The sequence below is a fragment of the Paracoccus sp. (in: a-proteobacteria) genome, assembly GCF_047605025.1.
Taxonomy (GTDB): Bacteria; Pseudomonadota; Alphaproteobacteria; order Rhodobacterales; family Rhodobacteraceae; genus Paracoccus.
In genome coordinates, this window is the sequence record NZ_JASGGO010000016.1 from 1 (window position 1) to 16,513 (window position 16,513).

Annotated in this window: 16 protein-coding genes and 1 pseudogene; 5 read left to right on the plus strand and 12 right to left on the minus strand. The window is 64.1% G+C overall.

Going from position 1 to position 16,513, the window contains the following annotated elements:
• Window positions 1-307 precede the first annotated feature (307 nt).
• Window positions 308-1,690 (plus strand): MFS transporter, encoded by a 1,383-nt coding sequence (locus QM682_RS10550; protein ID WP_415129477.1) that lies wholly within the window; start codon window positions 308-310, stop codon window positions 1,688-1,690.
• Between the two features lie 46 nt (window positions 1,691-1,736).
• Window positions 1,737-1,960 (plus strand): annotated as a pseudogene (locus tag QM682_RS10555) (MaoC/PaaZ C-terminal domain-containing protein); the annotation flags it as partial.
• A 182-nt stretch (window positions 1,961-2,142) separates the two neighbouring features.
• On the opposite strand, the gene QM682_RS10560 reads toward QM682_RS10555, so the two are convergent.
• Both QM682_RS10560 and QM682_RS10565 read right to left on the minus strand, forming a co-directional pair.
• Entirely contained in the window at window positions 2,143-3,306 is a 1,164-nt protein-coding gene (locus QM682_RS10560; protein ID WP_415129479.1) for a M24 family metallopeptidase, read from the minus strand.
• Window positions 3,307-3,318: 12 nt separating this feature from the next.
• Entirely contained in the window at window positions 3,319-4,497 is a 1,179-nt protein-coding gene (locus QM682_RS10565) for a M24 family metallopeptidase (protein ID WP_415129481.1), read from the minus strand.
• Window positions 4,498-5,129: 632 nt separating this feature from the next.
• On the opposite strand from QM682_RS10565, the gene QM682_RS10570 reads away from it, so the two are divergent.
• The 3 genes from QM682_RS10570 (at window position 5,130) to QM682_RS10580 (ending at window position 7,738) form a co-directional block, all read left to right on the plus strand.
• Window positions 5,130-5,927, plus strand: a complete 798-nt coding sequence (locus QM682_RS10570) for an amino acid ABC transporter ATP-binding protein (protein ID WP_415129483.1) — start codon at window positions 5,130-5,132, stop codon at window positions 5,925-5,927.
• The gene (locus QM682_RS10575; RefSeq protein WP_415129485.1) at window positions 5,924-6,583 is read left to right on the plus strand and encodes an amino acid ABC transporter permease; all 660 of its coding nucleotides are present in this window, start codon (window positions 5,924-5,926) and stop codon (window positions 6,581-6,583) included. Before QM682_RS10570 ends, QM682_RS10575 begins: the two co-directional genes overlap by 4 nt.
• A 360-nt stretch (window positions 6,584-6,943) precedes the next feature.
• Window positions 6,944-7,738 (plus strand): transporter substrate-binding domain-containing protein, encoded by a 795-nt coding sequence (locus tag QM682_RS10580; protein WP_415129487.1) that lies wholly within the window; start codon window positions 6,944-6,946, stop codon window positions 7,736-7,738.
• Between the two features lie 84 nt (window positions 7,739-7,822).
• Here QM682_RS10580 and pxpB read toward each other — a convergent pair whose 3' ends face one another.
• The 10 genes from pxpB to QM682_RS10630 all read right to left on the minus strand — a co-directional run bounded on the left by pxpB (window position 7,823) and on the right by QM682_RS10630 (window position 16,455).
• Window positions 7,823-8,578, minus strand: a complete 756-nt coding sequence (gene pxpB, locus QM682_RS10585) for a 5-oxoprolinase subunit PxpB (RefSeq protein WP_415129489.1) — start codon at window positions 8,576-8,578, stop codon at window positions 7,823-7,825.
• Between the two features lie 290 nt (window positions 8,579-8,868).
• Entirely contained in the window at window positions 8,869-9,285 is a 417-nt protein-coding gene (locus QM682_RS10590) for a DUF1284 domain-containing protein (RefSeq protein WP_415129491.1), read from the minus strand.
• A complete protein-coding gene (locus QM682_RS10595) occupies window positions 9,282-9,869 on the minus strand; it encodes a biotin transporter BioY (protein WP_415129493.1) in 588 nt (195 codons plus the stop codon). The genes QM682_RS10590 and QM682_RS10595 overlap by 4 nt, the downstream gene beginning before the upstream one ends.
• Window positions 9,870-10,028: 159 nt before the next feature.
• Window positions 10,029-10,679, minus strand: coding sequence for a GntR family transcriptional regulator (locus tag QM682_RS10600; RefSeq protein ID WP_415129652.1), 651 nt, complete (start codon window positions 10,677-10,679; stop codon window positions 10,029-10,031).
• Window positions 10,680-10,854: 175 nt separating this feature from the next.
• Window positions 10,855-11,004 (minus strand): hypothetical protein, encoded by a 150-nt coding sequence (locus QM682_RS10605; protein WP_415129495.1) that lies wholly within the window; start codon window positions 11,002-11,004, stop codon window positions 10,855-10,857.
• A gap of 112 nt (window positions 11,005-11,116) precedes the next feature.
• Window positions 11,117-12,370: an MFS transporter gene (locus tag QM682_RS10610; protein ID WP_415129497.1), complete on the minus strand. Its 1,254-nt coding sequence runs from the start codon at window positions 12,368-12,370 to the stop codon at window positions 11,117-11,119.
• Window positions 12,367-13,062, minus strand: coding sequence for an ABC transporter permease (locus tag QM682_RS10615; protein ID WP_415129499.1), 696 nt, complete (start codon window positions 13,060-13,062; stop codon window positions 12,367-12,369). Before QM682_RS10615 ends, QM682_RS10610 begins: the two co-directional genes overlap by 4 nt.
• Window positions 12,953-14,098 carry an ABC transporter permease gene (locus QM682_RS10620; protein WP_415129501.1) on the minus strand — a complete coding sequence of 382 codons (1,146 nt, stop codon included), beginning with the start codon at window positions 14,096-14,098 and terminating at the stop codon, window positions 12,953-12,955. Before QM682_RS10620 ends, QM682_RS10615 begins: the two co-directional genes overlap by 110 nt.
• 84 nt (window positions 14,099-14,182) lie before the next feature.
• Window positions 14,183-15,250: an ABC transporter substrate-binding protein gene (locus tag QM682_RS10625; RefSeq protein WP_415129503.1), complete on the minus strand. Its 1,068-nt coding sequence runs from the start codon at window positions 15,248-15,250 to the stop codon at window positions 14,183-14,185.
• 53 nt (window positions 15,251-15,303) lie between these two features.
• A complete protein-coding gene (locus QM682_RS10630; protein ID WP_415129505.1) occupies window positions 15,304-16,455 on the minus strand; it encodes an ABC transporter ATP-binding protein in 1,152 nt (383 codons plus the stop codon).
• Window positions 16,456-16,513 lie beyond the last annotated feature (58 nt).

A 16,513-nucleotide genomic window follows, 5' to 3' on the forward strand; every position in this document is an offset into this window, starting at 1 on the left:
GAAGATGGCTGCCTGAAGTCTACTTCTGTGCCCCGTTAAAACGGGGAGGATTACCCGACCACCCCAATTTCGGTCGGCTATGGTTCTTGGAAAACGGCGCTGCCCTCGACAGGTTCGGGGGTGAAGGCTTCGTGTCTCCCGGTGTTACGAACGCAACCCTCAGCCCGGAAACGCCATGTGATCTGGTCGCAGGCATGCTCTTGCTCTTGTAATAAAATGTCGCTGGCTCAAGCGTTATTGTCTGGATAGGCTAAATTCAGCAAACAGGCATCCTAAAAGATGCGCATTCGCCTAGAGGAGACCCAGCATGTCATCTATCGACACGACTTTTGATGCCCCCCATCTCCCGACCAATCTGCGACGATCCATCTCGAACACCATCAAGGGTTCGGCCGGGAACTTGGTCGAGTGGTATGATGTCTATGTCTACTCCGTCTTCGCCGCCTCGTTCGAACAGCATTTCTTCAGTGCCGACGACAAGAACGCCAGCATCTACATCTGGGCCATCTTCGCGCTGACCTTCCTGATGAGGCCGGTTGGTTCGTGGTATTTCGGGCGCTTTGCCGACCGCCACGGCCGTCGCGCGGCCCTGACCCTGTCGGTCACCATCATGTCGGCCTGTTCCTTCGTCATCGCCCTGACACCCACGCAGCAAAGCATCGGCTGGCTTGCCGCGGCCGTCCTGATCGCCTGCCGGCTGGTCCAGGGCTTTGCCACCGGCGGGGAATACGGCACCTCGGCCACCTACCTGACCGAGGCCGCCGTGCCCCGGCATCGCGGATTCCTGGCCTCGTTCCACTATGTCACGCTGGTGGGCGGACATGTGTTGGCGCAGGCGCTGTTCCTGGTGTTGCTGCTGGGAACGTCGCATGACGCGATCAGCGCATGGGGCTGGCGCTTTGCCTTCCTGCTCGGCGGCGTGGGCGCGCTGGTCGTGCTGTGGATGCGCCGCACCATGGACGAATCCATGAGCCATGAGGCCATCGAATCCGTCAAGTCGGGCAAGGCCAAGGGCTCCGGCTCGATGGCCGAACTGTTCGGCAGCTACTGGAAGGAACTGCTGGCCTGTTTCCTCATCACCATGGGCGGGACCGTGGCCTTCTACGCCTATTCCGTCACCGGGCCTAGCATCATCAAGTCGAGCTTTGCGGACAACCCGGTTACCGGCTCGGTGGTGACGCTGATCGCGCTGACCATCCTGATGGTGCTGCAACCCGTGGGCGGCTATCTCTCGGACCGCGTGGGCCGCAGGTCGCTGCTGGTGTTCTTCGGCATCGGCGGGGTGGTGTTCACCTGGGTGCTGTTCTTCGTGCTGCCGACGGTGACCAACGCCTTCACGGCCTTCGTCATCCTGACGGTCGGCTTCGTCATCCTGACCGGATACACCTCGATCAACGCGGTGGTGAAGGCGGTGATCTTCCCGACGCATATCCGCGCGTTGGGCGTGGGCCTGGGCTATGCGGTCGCCAATTCGTGTTTTGGCGGGACGGCGCCCCTTCTCTACGCTGCGGCGAAGAGCGGCGGGTATGTTCCGTTGTTCGTGGTCTATGTGACCCTGCTGATTGCCGCTTCGCTGGTGGTCTATGTGTTCCTGCTGCGCAACCAGGGAGCGAACTGGCTCGACGCGCCGGAGGAGATGCGCCGCCGCAAGGACAGCAAGGAACACCGGGTCTTCCCAATGGGCGTGTAACTTCGGAGGCTCGACTCTGGAGCCGCCGCTTGCTCGGGCGGGTTGTCATCTGGATGACAGCTCCGCAAGGACACCATCTTCGAGGGAAGAGTCGCTCATGGCATGCTAGCGGCCGGGCTGATTTCGGCCGTGATCGGCGAGCAACTTCCTGGTTATGATAGTGTCTATTTGGGACAAACGCTGAAGTTTCTGACTCCAGTTCGGCCCGGTGATTTGCTCCGGGCCGAGGTCACGGTCGAAGCAAATGATCACGGCAAGCGGCGTGCGACGGCTTGGGCGGACTGGTCGCCGCCGCCGTTCCAACCCAAGGGCATCCCCACGCATCCTCAACGCCGCTGACGTTGCCCCCTGCGGTTAATCCAGTTTGAGGTATGCTCTGGCCCAAGCGAGAGGGCCAGATATCGCCCGCCGCTGCCCGCCAAAGGGCCCCACCCTTGGGAACGGAAGGCTTCTTAGCGCAGGGTCATGCCGCGCGGCAGGGTCGAGAGTGGCTCGCAACCCGCCTTGGTCACGATGACGGTTTCCGAAACGCCCACCGTGAAGCGGCCATAGTCGCGCAGCGTGGCTGGAAGGTGGAACACCATGCCTGGCTCCATCACCCTTTCAACGCCGGTGAACAGGCTGAGGATATTTCCTTCGCCCCAGTCGGGTGCGAAGGCCACCCCCATCGAATAGCCGATGCGCTTGCGGAAGGCGGCCGTATGGCCTGCCGCATCGATCACCGCCTGGGCCGAGGCATGGGGCGCGCTGCACGGATTTCCGGGGCGGCATTCCTCAAGCGCGGCGGCCAGCGCCTCTTCGGCGCAGGTCATCATCGCCTGTGCGGCAGGGGGCGGCGGGCCGATCCAGACGGACCGCATCAGTGCTGCGTGATAGCGGGCATGGCTTGCCGCCATCTCGATGAAGATCCCGTCACCCGTCTCCAGCACGCGCCGTCGCCAGGTCATATGCGGCAATCCGCTGCGTGGACCAGAGGAGACGAGCGGCTCCATCGCCCAGACCTCGGACCCCGCCGAGATCGCGGCCGAGGCCATGGCGGCGGCGATCCGGTTCTCGTTCACGCCGGCGCGCGCGGTCTCGATCCCGGCGATCAGCCCGGCCTCGGCATAGCGCGCGGCATGGCGGATCGCCTTCAGTTCCGCAATCGATTTCACCGCGCGCAGCGGCGCGACGATGCCCGAGCCGTCGCCGAGCCTTCCGCCGAAAGCCCCCTCGATCCGGGCCATCTGCGTGGGCGCGACGAACCAGCCGTCGCGCTCGATGGCGGGGTCGGAAATGCCCATCTTCCGCGTAAGGGCAAGAAGCGCATCCACCGGATCCTCGCCGTCCTGCCAGACCGCGACATGGTCGAGCCAGCAATTCGCGCGCGCGCCCGCAAGCTCCAACTGGCGCACCAGAAGACAGGGCGCGCCCGTTACCGGCAGGATCAGCGCCTGAAAAGCGAAATAGCCCGCCGTCTGCCGTCCGGTCAGCCAATAGATATTCTCGGGCGCGGTCACGATCAGCGCGCCATGGCCCGCAGCATCGATGGCCGCGCGGGCGCGGTCCTGCCGGGCCGCGAACTCTTCCGCGCCGAAAGCCGCCTCGCGGCCCTTCAGCCAGGCAAAATCCTCCACCCCGTCCATCCTTTACCAGTAATAATGCGGGCTGCGGGTCAGAAGCTCGTTGCCGTCACGTCCGATGATGATGATGTCCTCGAAGAAGGCCGATCCCACGCCGTCCAGCGACAGGAAAGCCTCGACCCCGAAGACCATGTTTTCGACCACCACATCCTTGGGCCGCGACATGACCGTCGAGATGCGCGGCTGCTCAAAGGAAAGCCCGATCCCGTGGCCGAAGAACGGAAAGTTCTTCATGATGGGCGAGATATTGCCCCCGAATGCCTGGGTCAGCCGGTCGCCCTCGGCCGCGATGTCCAGCAGGCGCACACCTGGGCGCATCATTGCGGCAAGGCGCTGGACGATGTCGTTGGTGGCCTCGATCAGGCGTCTTTGGTCAGGGCTTGCCGTGCCCCGCACCGCCGTTCGGCCGGGGTCCAGGTAATAACCCTCATGAAACGCGGCGTGAACCGTGCCCCGCACCATGTCCCCGATCGCGGCGGCATCGTCGGATGAGCCGCTAAGGGGATTGCGATAGTCGTATTGCATCGTGTCGCCGTGATTGGTGCCTATCGCCTGCACCCGGCCGCCACGCGCCACCGTGATCCGGGCCGCCTCGCCCGCGGCCTCGCGTTCGGTCATGCCCGAAAGCAGGCCCTGCATCAGCACCGTGGTCGCCTGGGTCGCGACCTCGCCCGCGATGCGGAAACAGTCGAGTTCGGCCGTGCTTTTGATCTTGCGCAATTCGCGGATCAGATCGTCGCATTCCACCCACTGGATATCCGGCGTGCGCCCGACCAACTGGTTCCAGTATTTCACCGGGATGAACCATGTGCCGCAGATCGCGACCCGGCCCTTGATCCCCTTTGCGACCAGCGCCTCGGCCAGGCCGATGAAGGGGTGATTGTGGCAATGGACATTCGTGACCGACAGACGGTCGGCGCGCGCTTCGGGTTCGTCGATATGCAATTCGGGCTCTTCGCCCCGCCGCAGGATCACCCCCGAGAAGGACCGGGCCGACCAGATCAGCGAATCGGTTCCGCCGCTGACCGAATAGTGGTTGGTCAGATAGAGGATGTCGCCGCAATTGTCGGTTGTGCCGCCACCCCGGCCGAAGACAACGGCTGTCTCGAAGCCGCGCGCGGCCATCAGCTTTTCGGCGCGACGCCAGCGATCCTCGTATTCCGACAAAGAGAAGTAACGTTGCATTGCTCGTGGTCCTGCTGCGGGCAGCCCGCCTTCGTCCGGCATGGCGAAGGCGGCAAGGCTGGCCGGATCGGGAACTTTGAGTATACCAACCGTATCCATGTTACAATTGCCAAGCGAAACTTGCCGTCCGACAAAGAAGATTCTGTCAGATCAGACAGGTTTTATGCGCATTCTGTCATTTAACTGCCCAAATCGGATAAAATTAGCCTAATCAATGTTCATTTTGAAAAATGCATGTAAGAATTCCATCGGTATACCGAAATTGAATTCCCATCCAGCCGCTCAGGCGGCACACCCGGCTGCAACGACAGCCCCAAAGCCGAAGCCCCATTTCCGATGCCGATCTCCCGCCACACGATCCCTGCCTCAGATGGGGCGGCGCTGCCGCTCGGGGCGAGGCAGTTCGCCACGATCCTGAACCGCCACGGGTCGCAGGCTGCGGGCATTTGGGCCTTGGCTCTGGGCGATCGGTTCGAATATTCGGCGCCAAAGCACATGGGCTTGGTCGACGGCGATGTCTTTCTCAGGACGGGCATGAGGGCCGTTCCGATGCGCCGTCGGACGATGACCGGGGATGCAAGTCCCGGACGGCATGGGATCCATGCCGAAACCCCGGACCAAAGGCCGCGGCGATGAAAAGGCCGTCCCCGCATCTGCTGGACCTGCGCGAGATTCGGAAGAGCTTCGGTCAGAATGAGGTTCTCAAGGGCGTCTCGCTGTCCGTCGACCAGGGCGAGGTCGTGTCGATCATCGGCGCCTCTGGCTCGGGCAAATCGACCTTTCTGCGGTCGATCAACGCGATGGAGATGCCGCAATCGGGCTTCATGGATTTCGGCGACTTCAGTTTCGACTACCGGCCGGAATCGCGCGGCTACCCCACCGAGAAGCAACTTCAGAAGTTGCGCGCCGAAATCGGCATGGTGTTTCAAAGCTATAACCTCTGGCCGCATATGACGGTCCTGCAAAATGTGACTCATGCGCCGGTAATGCTGCGCGGCCTGTCCAGGGCGGAGGCGGTGGGCGAGGCCGAGGCCCTGCTGTCGCGCATCGGGCTTTACGACAAGCGGCACAGCTATCCGGCACGGCTGTCGGGCGGTCAGCAGCAGCGTGTCGCGATTGCGCGCGCGCTGGCGATGAAGCCGCGCCTGATGCTGTTCGACGAGGTGACATCGGCGCTGGACCCCGAGCTTGTCCAAGAGGTGCTGAGCCTGATGGCCTCGCTGGCGGCGGATGGAATGACGATGCTGCTGGTCACCCATGAGATCGCCTTTGCCCGCGACGTATCCAGCCGGGTTTTGTTCTTTGATCAGGGGGTGATGGCCGAGCAGGGACCGCCGGAAAAGGTTCTGAGAGACCCCGAAAGCCCCCGGCTTCGCCAGTTTCTGGGTCGGATCCTTCATGAAGGTTTCGGCCGAGAGGACCGGGCATGAAGCGCGACATCTGGAACGACATCCTCGTCTATGGTCCGGGCTTCATGCATGCGGCCTGGCTGGTGATGTGGATCACCATCCTGACCATCATCGTCAGTTGGATCTGCGGGCTGGCCGCTGCCCTGGCGCAAAGGTCTGGATATCGCGCGGTGCGCGGGTTCGCGAGTTTCTACGTCTGGTTCATCCGGGAGACACCCGCGCTGATCCAGGTGTTCATCGTCTACTTCGGTTTCCCGCAGCTGGGCGTCAGGCTCTCGCCGTTCACGGCCGGGGTTCTGGCGCTTGGCATGAACTCGGGCGCCTATGTGGCCGAGATTATCCGCGGCGGTTTGTCCGCCATCCACAAGGGGCAGACAGAAAGCTCGTTGGCGCTGGGGTTCAGCCAGGCCCAGACCATGCGCACGATCATCCTGCCGCAGGTCTTCCGCATCATTCTGCCCTCGATCACCAACGAGGCGATCTCGACGCTGAAGAACACCTCGCTTTTGTCCACGATCACCGTGATCGAACTGACGCTATACGCCCAGACCCTGATTTCGGCGACTTTCCGGCCCTTCGATTTCTATATCGCGGTAGCGGTGATCTATCTTGTCCTGACGACCCTGCTGACCCAATTGGCCGGTTGGCTGGAGCGCCGCTATACAAGGCTCAGTTGAATGTCCGCCCTGGATGCCGATTCCCTGTCCACGCAACGGTTTGTCGGCATGCCGAGCTTCAGGCGGCCATCGGTGGCCATCCCACCCGAAAACCCGGACGCGGCGATTATCGGCCTGCCTTCCAGGTCTGTCACTCCGTTGCGCAGCGGCGCCCGGACGGCGCCCGACACCATGCGCGCCATGCCGCGCCGTCCAGAAGGGGCGGTCCCTCGCGGGACCGGCGGGGCCCGCTTCGCGGCGGGCCGGACCAGATCACGGCATTGCTTGGCGCAACCGTCATGGCCGGGCTTCCTGCCGAGGCCAAGGCGGCAAGGCATGGCCCTGTGACCCAGCAACCGAACATCCAACATCGAGGATCCCATGAACCTGAAATCCCTGACATTCGGTGTGATCACCGCGCTTGCGACCGCCTTCGCCACCACGGCCATGGCCGAGGGTGAGTTGGAGCTTTTGCAGCAGGGCAAGCTGCTGGCGGCAACCGAGGGCACCTACCCGCCCTTCTCGATGCGCGCGCCGGACGGCAAGCTCGACGGGTTGGAAGTCCGCGTCATGGGCGAGATCGCCAAGCGCATCGGCCTGGAATACGAGCCGGTGCTGGTAAAGTGGGAAAGCGTGCTGATCGGTCTGGAGGCCGACCAGTATGACGTGGTCAGCGTCGCGATGGACATCACCGAGGAAAGGCAGAAGGCCGTGACCTTCTCGGACGGGTGGCTGGAATCGGGCGGCCGCGTGGTCGTCAAGACCGGCAGCGACATCACCAAACCCGCCGATGTGAAGGGCCGTCCCGTCGGTGGCCTGGTCGCATCGAACTGGACCAAGATCGCCGAGGAACTGGGCGCCGAGGTGAAGCCCTATAAGGCGGAATCGGATGCGATGCAGGATCTGGTGAACGGCAATGTCGATGCCGTCATCACCGATGCCGTCGCCGCCGGCTATGCGATCAAGGAAGCCAACCTGCCGCTTGCCCTGGTGGAAGAGCCGGTCAGCAGCATCCAGAAAGGCTTTGCCATCAAGAAGGGCAAGCCGAACCTGACCGCAGCCATCAACAAGGCGCTGGCCGATATGGTCGCCGACGGCACATATGCCACGCTGACCACGGAACTCGTGGGCTATTCGCCGGCCCCGGCCGACCCGATCCGCAGCCTTAAGGACTGATCGTCCGGGACGTGCCCGCCCGGCTCATGCCGTGCCGGTTTCACCGATCCGCCGAGGAAGGCGGGCAGGTCGTTGGGGCGCGCGTCAGGGATGCTGCGTGGACTGGGGCATGATTTCCTGCTCCGCGCAGATTTCGCCCGCCGCGGATCGGGCATCGAGGCGATCGGCCTCTGCCTGGGTGACAGGGTGAAAGCGCACCAGATCGCCCGCGCGGAAGACGAAGGCTTCGGCCCGGCCGGGGTCGAAGGCGCGCAGGGGCGTGCGGCCCAGGAAGCGCCAGCCACTTGGGCCGGGCAGGGCGCCGACGCAGGCTTGCGCGCCGCCGATCGCGATGCCCCCGGCGGGGGTCATCTGGCGTGGAACCTTCAGGCGGGGCGTATGCAGAATGTCCGGCAGCCCGCCAAGATAGGTGAAGCCTGGCGCAAATCCGATCATGTAGACACGCAGATCCACCGAACCATGCAGTCCGATCAACTCTGTGGTCGATAGCCCCTTCATCGCCGCCAATTCGTCAAGGTCAAGCCCCGCCTCGTGGCCGTAAAGCACCGGCACATGCCAACGCCGCCGCGTGCCGTCATTCGTCCGCAAGCCCCGCGCCGCGTCCATCAGCGCCTGGCCCAAGGCACGGCCCCGGATCACCATCGGATCGTGGCAGATCATCAGCGAGCGATAGGTCGGCACGCATTCGGTGACGCCGCGAATCGGATGTTCGGACAAGTGGCGATCCATGGCGACCACCAGATCATGCACCCCGGTCGAGATGCCTTCGCCGAACTCAAGGATCAAGGCGCTGTCGCCTGCCGGCAGGATCCGGGGGAAACGGGGCTGGGCGTCCGTCATCGGGTATTCCTTTCTTCGCGCCCAAAGGCGCGAAACATCAAAGCCCGGCCCGCCTTGCCTATATTCTATGCCGTTGGCATGTCAATTCCGGGCGATATCATCTTGCCATTGCGCGGGCGCGTCCGGTGTTTCAACCTGCAAGCCCCATCGTCCTTGTGACACGGCTTTGGGCCAAAACGAAAGCCGATTGGTCGTGGCGTCCGCGCGCGGCGAATTCATGTGTTTGGAATACCCGCATCACCACGCCTGATCATCTCGGTTACGCGCCTGTCCCGCATACCCGGAAGGGATCAAAGGATGGTTCCATCATACCCGTTTGCGGATATGGTTCCGCATAGTTCGTCCCAGTCGCAGCCCGCGCAGGCGGATCGGATCCGCCTTGTGGCGAATGCCGTGCGGAGGCGGCCTGCAAGGGGGGCGTTCAGGATCAGCTTCGATCCGGGCCGCACCAATGTATCCAGCATCCTGCCGATATCCTGGGCTGCCCGTAAATCCCGATCAGTCACGCTTGCGCCGTGGCAATGGGGTTCCATCTCTGTAAGAAGCGGGGCGCAGATGTCGTCTGGTCCGTCGACGATTTCCACCGTCTCTCCTATGGCAAGGCGCTGCGCGATCACCGTCATGTTGGCGGTGAACGCGGGACTGTAGCCTTTGCCAACATAGGTCAGAAGGCAAAGAAGATGATGCGGGCGCAGCCGCACCGTCATATGTCGGCGCGCGTCTGCCGTGTCGACAGCCTGAGCGTTGCCGCGGCAAGCGCGGATTTCAGGAGCCCGCCGACAAGGAACGGGACGACACCGGCCATGATCGCCTGTTTCGCGCCGATCAGAACCGCGAGCCAGGCCGCGCCGAGCAGAAGGCAAAGCGCATTGCCGGCCAGCATGGCGAGGAAGGCCAGACCCGCGCGGCGGCCGTTCCAGCCCCGCTCGGCAAGCCAACCCACCAACATGCCGGCAACCGGGAAGGCGAACAGATAGCCTCCGGTCGGGCCGGCGAAGTGCTGGGCACCCGCGGCGCCGCCGGCCAGGACCGGCAGGCCGAGCGCGCCCTCGACCAGCCAGGCGGCAATCGTGATCCCGCCCAGGCGCCAGCCATAAAGCGCGCCGACCAACGTGACCGCGAAGGTCTGCATGGTGATCGGCACCGGAACCATCGGCACCTCGATATAAGAGGAGAGCGCCAGAAGAAGGCTGCCGATGGCGACCGCCGCGATCTTCCAGGCCAGAGGCCGGCTTTGAAGATCGAGCGGGCTGAACAGCGGTCGGGTATTGGTCGCGGTCATTGATGTCATCCGAGGCTCCTTCATATTATAGATAATATTCTGATTCTATCTCTGAATGAATCCACGGAAGCGTCGGCGATGCAAGGATTCCTTGCATTCATGGATGAATCGGCGTGTGAGGGATGGCCTTGACCCTGCAAGGCGCCGGATCTTGAACCGCGAAAGGCTTTATCGCGGCGCGCGGCTGGCGGCCTGGCGTGCGGGTTTCTGCCCGATCCATTGGACATGGCGTGCAAGAAGGGCCGAGGCGGAAGCCGTGTCCCCGGCGCGCAGGGCCGTCAGAATGGCGCGATGATCGCGGTCGGTGGGGGTATCCCACTCCGCCCGCCATCCCGAGAAAAGAAAACGCGCGCTGGAGGCGTGCAGATCGTCAATCGTTCGCAGCAGGCGAGGCATCCCGCAGGGTTGAAGGATCAGCCGGTGAAACCGGCGATTGGCCTCTTCCCAGGCGTGAACATCCCGCGCCTGATCACCGGCGCGCGTGGCTTCTTCGGCCTCGTCAAGGATGGCTTTTGTCAGGTGTGGCGCGGCCTGGCGCAAGGCAAGCACTTCCAGGGCGGCGCGCATTTCCGCGACTTCGCGCACCTCCTCCATGCTGAATTCGGCGACCCTGACGCCCCTGCGAGGCTCGCTTTGCACCAGTCCTTGCGATTCGAGCCGCCGGAACGCTTCACGGACAGGCACATGGCTGGCTCCGAACTCCTCGGCGATGTGATCCTGCCGAAGATGGGCGCCCGCTTCGATCCGGCCGGAAATGATCCGGTCGGCCAGTTCGCGGCTGATGCGCGCGGCAAGGGGTTCGGATTTGGCGCTCGACATGGGGTCATACATAATATGAGCCATCCGCCCGGTCGAGGGCATATGCGGGACGTGGGCATCGCGCGGCGCTTGGGAGGATCGCATTGCGGTAAATTCATTGCCGGGGAACGGGATAGCGGACTGGGACGGTCTGCAAGCGGCCAGAGCAGAGCGGCTTTACCCGGCCCGCGATCAGCTATGGCGCGATGATGCCGGACAGGTCGTGACCCGAGGCTTTGCCTGCCGGTCTCGACTGGGGGCGGGTGGCCTTGCGCTTGGCGCCGACATAGCCCTTGTCGATCCAACCGAGGTTTCCCGGTGCCGTGAGGCTGGTTGCGTCTGGCATGGTCGTCCTGTTCCCGGCGCCTTCGACCGGCAGTCGGGGCATCATCGCGGCGAAAGCCCCATGTCCCCGATCGCCCCCAGGGATTGCAGAGCCTTTCTGAAGGTTGCGCGGCTCAGGGGTGCCCCGCCGCCTGCCCCGCCGACTGCCCCGCCGGCAGAGCGAAGAACAGCGCGGAGGAGGCCAGGGTGCAGACCGCCAGCCCGGCGAACAGCAGCGGATAGCCAAGGCCGGCATCGACCAGCGCACCGAATGCCAGCGGGCTGGCTATGGTGGCCAGCGTCACGATGGTCTGCGACAGGCCGGCGATGCGGCCAAAGGCGCGGCGGCCGAAAAGTTCGCCCGTCAGCGCGCTGGAAACGGCGGTGCGGCTACCCCAGCTGAAGCCGAAGACCATGGCAAAGATCAGCGCGGGCAAAAGGCCGGACAGTCCCGCCATCAGCGCAAGGCCCAGCCCCGCCGCCAATCCGCCCAGGGCCAGAAAGCGGCTCTTGGGCATCAGGTCGCCCAGCAGACCGCCCCCCAGCCGGCCGGCCAGATTGAACAGGTTCACCACCGCGATGACGATGCCGGCCATGACCCGGCTGTCGGTCGCCTCGACATAGGGGAAGAAATGCACCATCAGCGCCGATTGATGCATTCCGGCCAGCGACATGGCCCCGGTCAGCATCCAGAAGCCGCGGCCGCGCAGGGCCTGGCCCAGGGTCGGGCCGGTCAGCGCCGCCGCCCGCCCCGCCTGCGGCGAGGCGCCAAGGGGGTGCAGGCCCATCTCCTCGGGCGTGCTGCGGACCATCAGCATGACGGGCAGGCCGATCAGCACGATGCCGATGCCGGTTCCCATTGCCGTTGCCCGCCAGCCGAATTGCGCCTGTGCCCAGACGATCAGCGGCAGCACCACAAAGCCCGAGACGGCAAAGCCCGCCACGGCAAGGCCCATGGCGGCGGATCGGCGGTGGGTGAACCAGGCGTTGATCATCTGGCTGACGACCAGCAGGCCCAGCAGGCTGTTGGCGATGCCCATCAGCAGGCAGGCCAGATAGAAGCCAGCCAGGCTATGCACGCGTGCCATCACCGCAAAGCCCAGAAGATAGACCAGCGTGCCCGCCACCATCATCCACCGCGCGCCCAGACGGTCGACCAGCAGGCCCGACAGCGGCCCCAGCAGCGTGTCGGCGGTCTGGATCGAGCGGCCAAGGGCGGTTTGCCCCAGGCTCCACCCGAATTCGGCCCGCAGCGGGGTGGCATATGTCGCCAGCCCCTGCATCGACAGGGACGAGATCACCTGCGCGCAAAAGCCCGCCGCGACGATGACCCAGCCATAGAAAAAGGGCTCCCGCCGCGCGGGGATTGCTTCGTCGGCGCTGCTCATTTCTTCAGGACCTGGGTGCGGGCGCCGAAGAAGGGCAAGGCGATCAGCGGCAGCGCCATCATCAGGGTCGAGACGGCGGCGATCACAGGTTCCTGTTCATACTGGATGCCGAACCAGATTTTCAGCGGCAGGGTTTGCAGGCGCGACCCGGCAATGAAGGACGAGATCACCACCTCGTCGAAGGCATGGATGAAGGCGAAGATCGCCGCCGCGACCACGCCGGGCAGGATGACCGGCATGATGATCCGCCGCGCGGTGCGCAGATGCCCCGCGCCAAGGCTTTGCGAGGCCATTTCCAGCCGCGCGTCAAAGGCGGTCAGCGTGGCGACCAGGATGATGACGACATAGGAAATGCTGCCCGGCGTGATGGCGAGGATCAGCCCAAGGGGTGAGTTCACCAGCCCGAGGGGCGCAAGCACGGTGTAAACTCCGATGGAGCTGACCACCGTGGGCACCACCATGGGGGCCAGCATCAGCGCATAGACTACCGGACGCAGCGTCCTGGCCCCACGCACCAGCGCGTAGGAGACGGTCGCCCCCAGAACCATCGCGATGGCGGTGCTGGCCAATGCGATCCTGGCGCTAAGCCAGGTCGCCTGAAGCCAGAGCGGATCGCCGAAGAACTCGTGATACCAGCGCAGCGACCAGATGTGGGGCGGGAAGTTCAGGAAGCTTTCGCCCGAAAAGGACATCAGCGCCACCAGAATGCTGGGTAGAACCAGAAAGGCGATGGCCAGCGTTCCGACTGTATTGACGAGGATGCGGCCCAGCGGCATGTCCCCGCCCTCGCGCCAGGCGATGCGGGACCAGCGGGCGGCGGGCCAGCGCATCGCGCCACGCCGGCACGGGGCGCGGGCCGCGGCTGATGGGGCGGGGTGCCCGGCGGCGGAACAACAGCCGCGCCGCGACATAGACCAGCCCGGTGCAGGCCAGAAGGATCAGCGCGATGGCCGAGGCGAAGCGGAAGTCCAGCGAACTGTTCAGAACCGAGGTGATGAGGTTCGACAGCATCAGGTCCGAGGGGCTGCCAAGCGCCTGTGGCGTGATGTAGAAGCCCAGCGACAGGGCGAAAACCAGCGTCGAGCCGGCGGCAAGGCCGGGCAGTGTTTGCGGCAGAAAGACCCGGAAGAAGCTGCGGGCCGGACCGCCTCCAAGCGCCTGCGCCGCGCGCAGTTGCGCCCGGTCGATGCCCTGCACCACCGAATAAAGCGGCAGCACCATGGCGGGCAGCATCAGATGCACCATGCCGATCATCGCGGCGGTGGTGGTGAACAGGATTTCCAAGGGCCGGTCGATCAGCCCCATCGACATCAGCATGTTGTTCAGCGGCCCGGTTTCGCCCAGGATCACCATCCAGGCATAGGTTCGCACCAGAAGGCTGGTCAGATAAGGCAGTATCACGCAGGCCAGCAGCACGCTTTTCATCCGTCCATGCGCGTTGGCCAGCATCATGGCCACGGGATAGCCCAGCACCAGACAGATGCCGGTTACGGAAAGGCTGGCGACAAGGGTGCGGACCAGAACCTCGACATAGGAGGGGATCTCGAAGAAGCGCCGATAGCTTTCCAGGCTGAACTCGGCGCCGCCCGTGCTGATCGCCGCCATCCTGAGCAGCGGAAAGGCGAAAAGCAGCAGCATGAACAGCACCGCCGGCAGAAACAGCAGGTCGGTGCGTTTGAGGACCGCGTTTTTCAGGGTCGCGATGCGTCGGGGCAGGGTGGCATCCATCGGTATTCCCGTCGAGCTTGTGGGCTTGTGATCACAAAGGCGCGGATGCCCCGCCGCAAGCAGGGCATCCGCCAGTCGCGGGGGTTATTGGGTGATCCAGACGTTCCAGCGCTGCTGGACTCGTTCGGCATTGCTAAGCCCGTCCTCGCCAACCTCGGCATACCATTGGCCGTTCAACTGGTAGGCGTTCTTGATGTTGTCGGGATGGGTGACCAGTTTGCGCGCGGTTTCATCCGGCAACAGGGCGACGGCCTTGGTATTGGTGGGCGCAAAGCCCGAGATTTCGGCCATCTTCGCCTGTTGCGCGGCCTTGGTCGCAAATGCCAGGAACTTCATGGCGTTTTCGGGACGGGGCGCGCCCTTGGGCACGGTCCAGTAGACGCCGTAATATTTGGCCTGGTTGAAGGTCAGATCGGTGGTGCGGCCTTCGCTTTGCAAGGCATGGACGCGGCCGTCGAAATTCATGCCCATGTTGGCGACATTGGTGTTGAAAAGTTGCAGCACCTCGTTGCCGTTGCCCCACCATTTGCGGATTTCGGGCTTGATCTCGTCCAGCTTGGCGAAGGCGCGGTCCACGTCGAGCGGGTAGAGTTGATCCATCGGCACGCCATCGGCAAGCAGCGCCTCTTCCAGCGGGCCCTGGGTGCCGATGAAGGATTGCAGCGTGCGTTTGCCAGGGAACTCCGCGACATTCCAGAAATCGGCGTAGTTCCGAGGTTTCTTTTCGGCGGTGGAATCATAGCTCAGGACGAAGGATGCGGTGACATCGCCGACACCCCAGGCCGGGCGCAGTCCTTCGGGAATGCCCGACAACTCCTCGGGATCGAAGGCGGAATAGTCGATCGGGATCAAATAGCCCAGCTTGTCCAGCATGATGCCGTCGGCCTCGGTCTTCAGCGCCAGGTCGAAATCGACGGTGCTCGATTCCACCGCCAGCTTGTGCTTGGCGGCCGGAACCTCGGATTTGATCGCCGTGACCTTGAGGCCGGTTTCGGCCTCGAAAGGCTTCACGAAAGCCTCGATCTGCGAATCTGCGAAGGTTCCGCCCGAAATCATGATGACCAGATCTTCGGCGGGGGCCGATCCGGCCGCAATGAAGGTGGCGCTGGCGAAGACAAGCGAGGCGAGGGGGAGGGGGATCTTTCTGCGCACGGGATGTTTTCCTGTTGGGATCGCTGTCGTTTTCGTTGAGGGGAATCGTGCTTTCAGCCGCGCACGATCCGAAGGTCGTCGGGGTGGATGATCACGTCCACGGAAGTGCCGCGTTCGATGGCCGCATGGCGCATCGAGGAGGGGACAAGGCAGAAGACCTGAACCCCGCCGCCGCAATCGACCCAATAGCGGAAGGCGTTGCCGATGAAGATTGATCGTGTCACCTGCCCGCGCAGCATCACCGACCCATTGCCTGCATGGGGCTGACCGCAGGGCGCAAGGCCGATGGCTTCGGGGCGGGCCATGACCTGCACTTCCTCGCCCGCGGTGGCGGGGCCGGGCAGGCCCACCTCCAGCATGTCGCCATTGGAGATGGCGACGCGGGCGCGGCCGTCCCCGACCTGTGCGACGCGGCCGGTGAAGAATACGGATTCGCCAAGGAACCGCGCGACAAAGCCGGTCGCGGGGCGGTCGTAAAGGTCACGCGGGGTGCCAAGCTGAACCAGCCTGCCCTCCTGCATCACCGCGATGCGGTCGGACATGGTCAGCGCCTCGCCCTGGTCATGGGTGACATAAACGATCGTCGTGGCCAGTTCCTCATGCATGATCTTCAGTTCGATCTGCATTTCTTCGCGCAGGTTGCGGTCCAGCGCCGAGAGCGATTCGTCCATCAGCAGCACCGGCGGGTTGAAGACCAGCGCCCGCGCCAGGGCGACGCGCTGCTGTTGGCCGCCCGAAAGCTGGGCTGGATAGCGGTCGGCGAATTTCTCCATCCGCACGCGGGCCAGCGCGGCCTTGATCAGCCGGTCCTGCTCGGCTGCGGGAATGCCGCGCGCATCCAGCGGATAGGCCAGGTTCTGCACCACGGTCATGTGCTGAAACAGCGCGTAGCTCTGGAACACGATGCCCTGATTGCGCCGGTGCGGCGGCACGCGGTTCAGGTCGCGTCCGCCGACGCGGATCGTGCCGCCGGTCGGCGCCTCGAACCCGGCCAGCAGCATCAGCAGGGTGGACTTGCCCGAGCCCGACGGGCCAAGCAGTGTCAGGAACTCGCCAGGGGCGATGTTCAAGTCCACCCCGTGCAGGGCGGCGAATTTGTCGTAAAACTTGCTGACCTTCTCGAACTCGACGGTTGCGCCACCACTCTGGCGGTTGCCGGCGAGAGGAAGGGGGGATGTGGTCAGGCTGGGGGTGATCGAGTTCAAGAACGCTTCCCTTTCTGGTCGTCAAGGTAGGTCTGTGACCGCCACCCTCCTCCCCCGA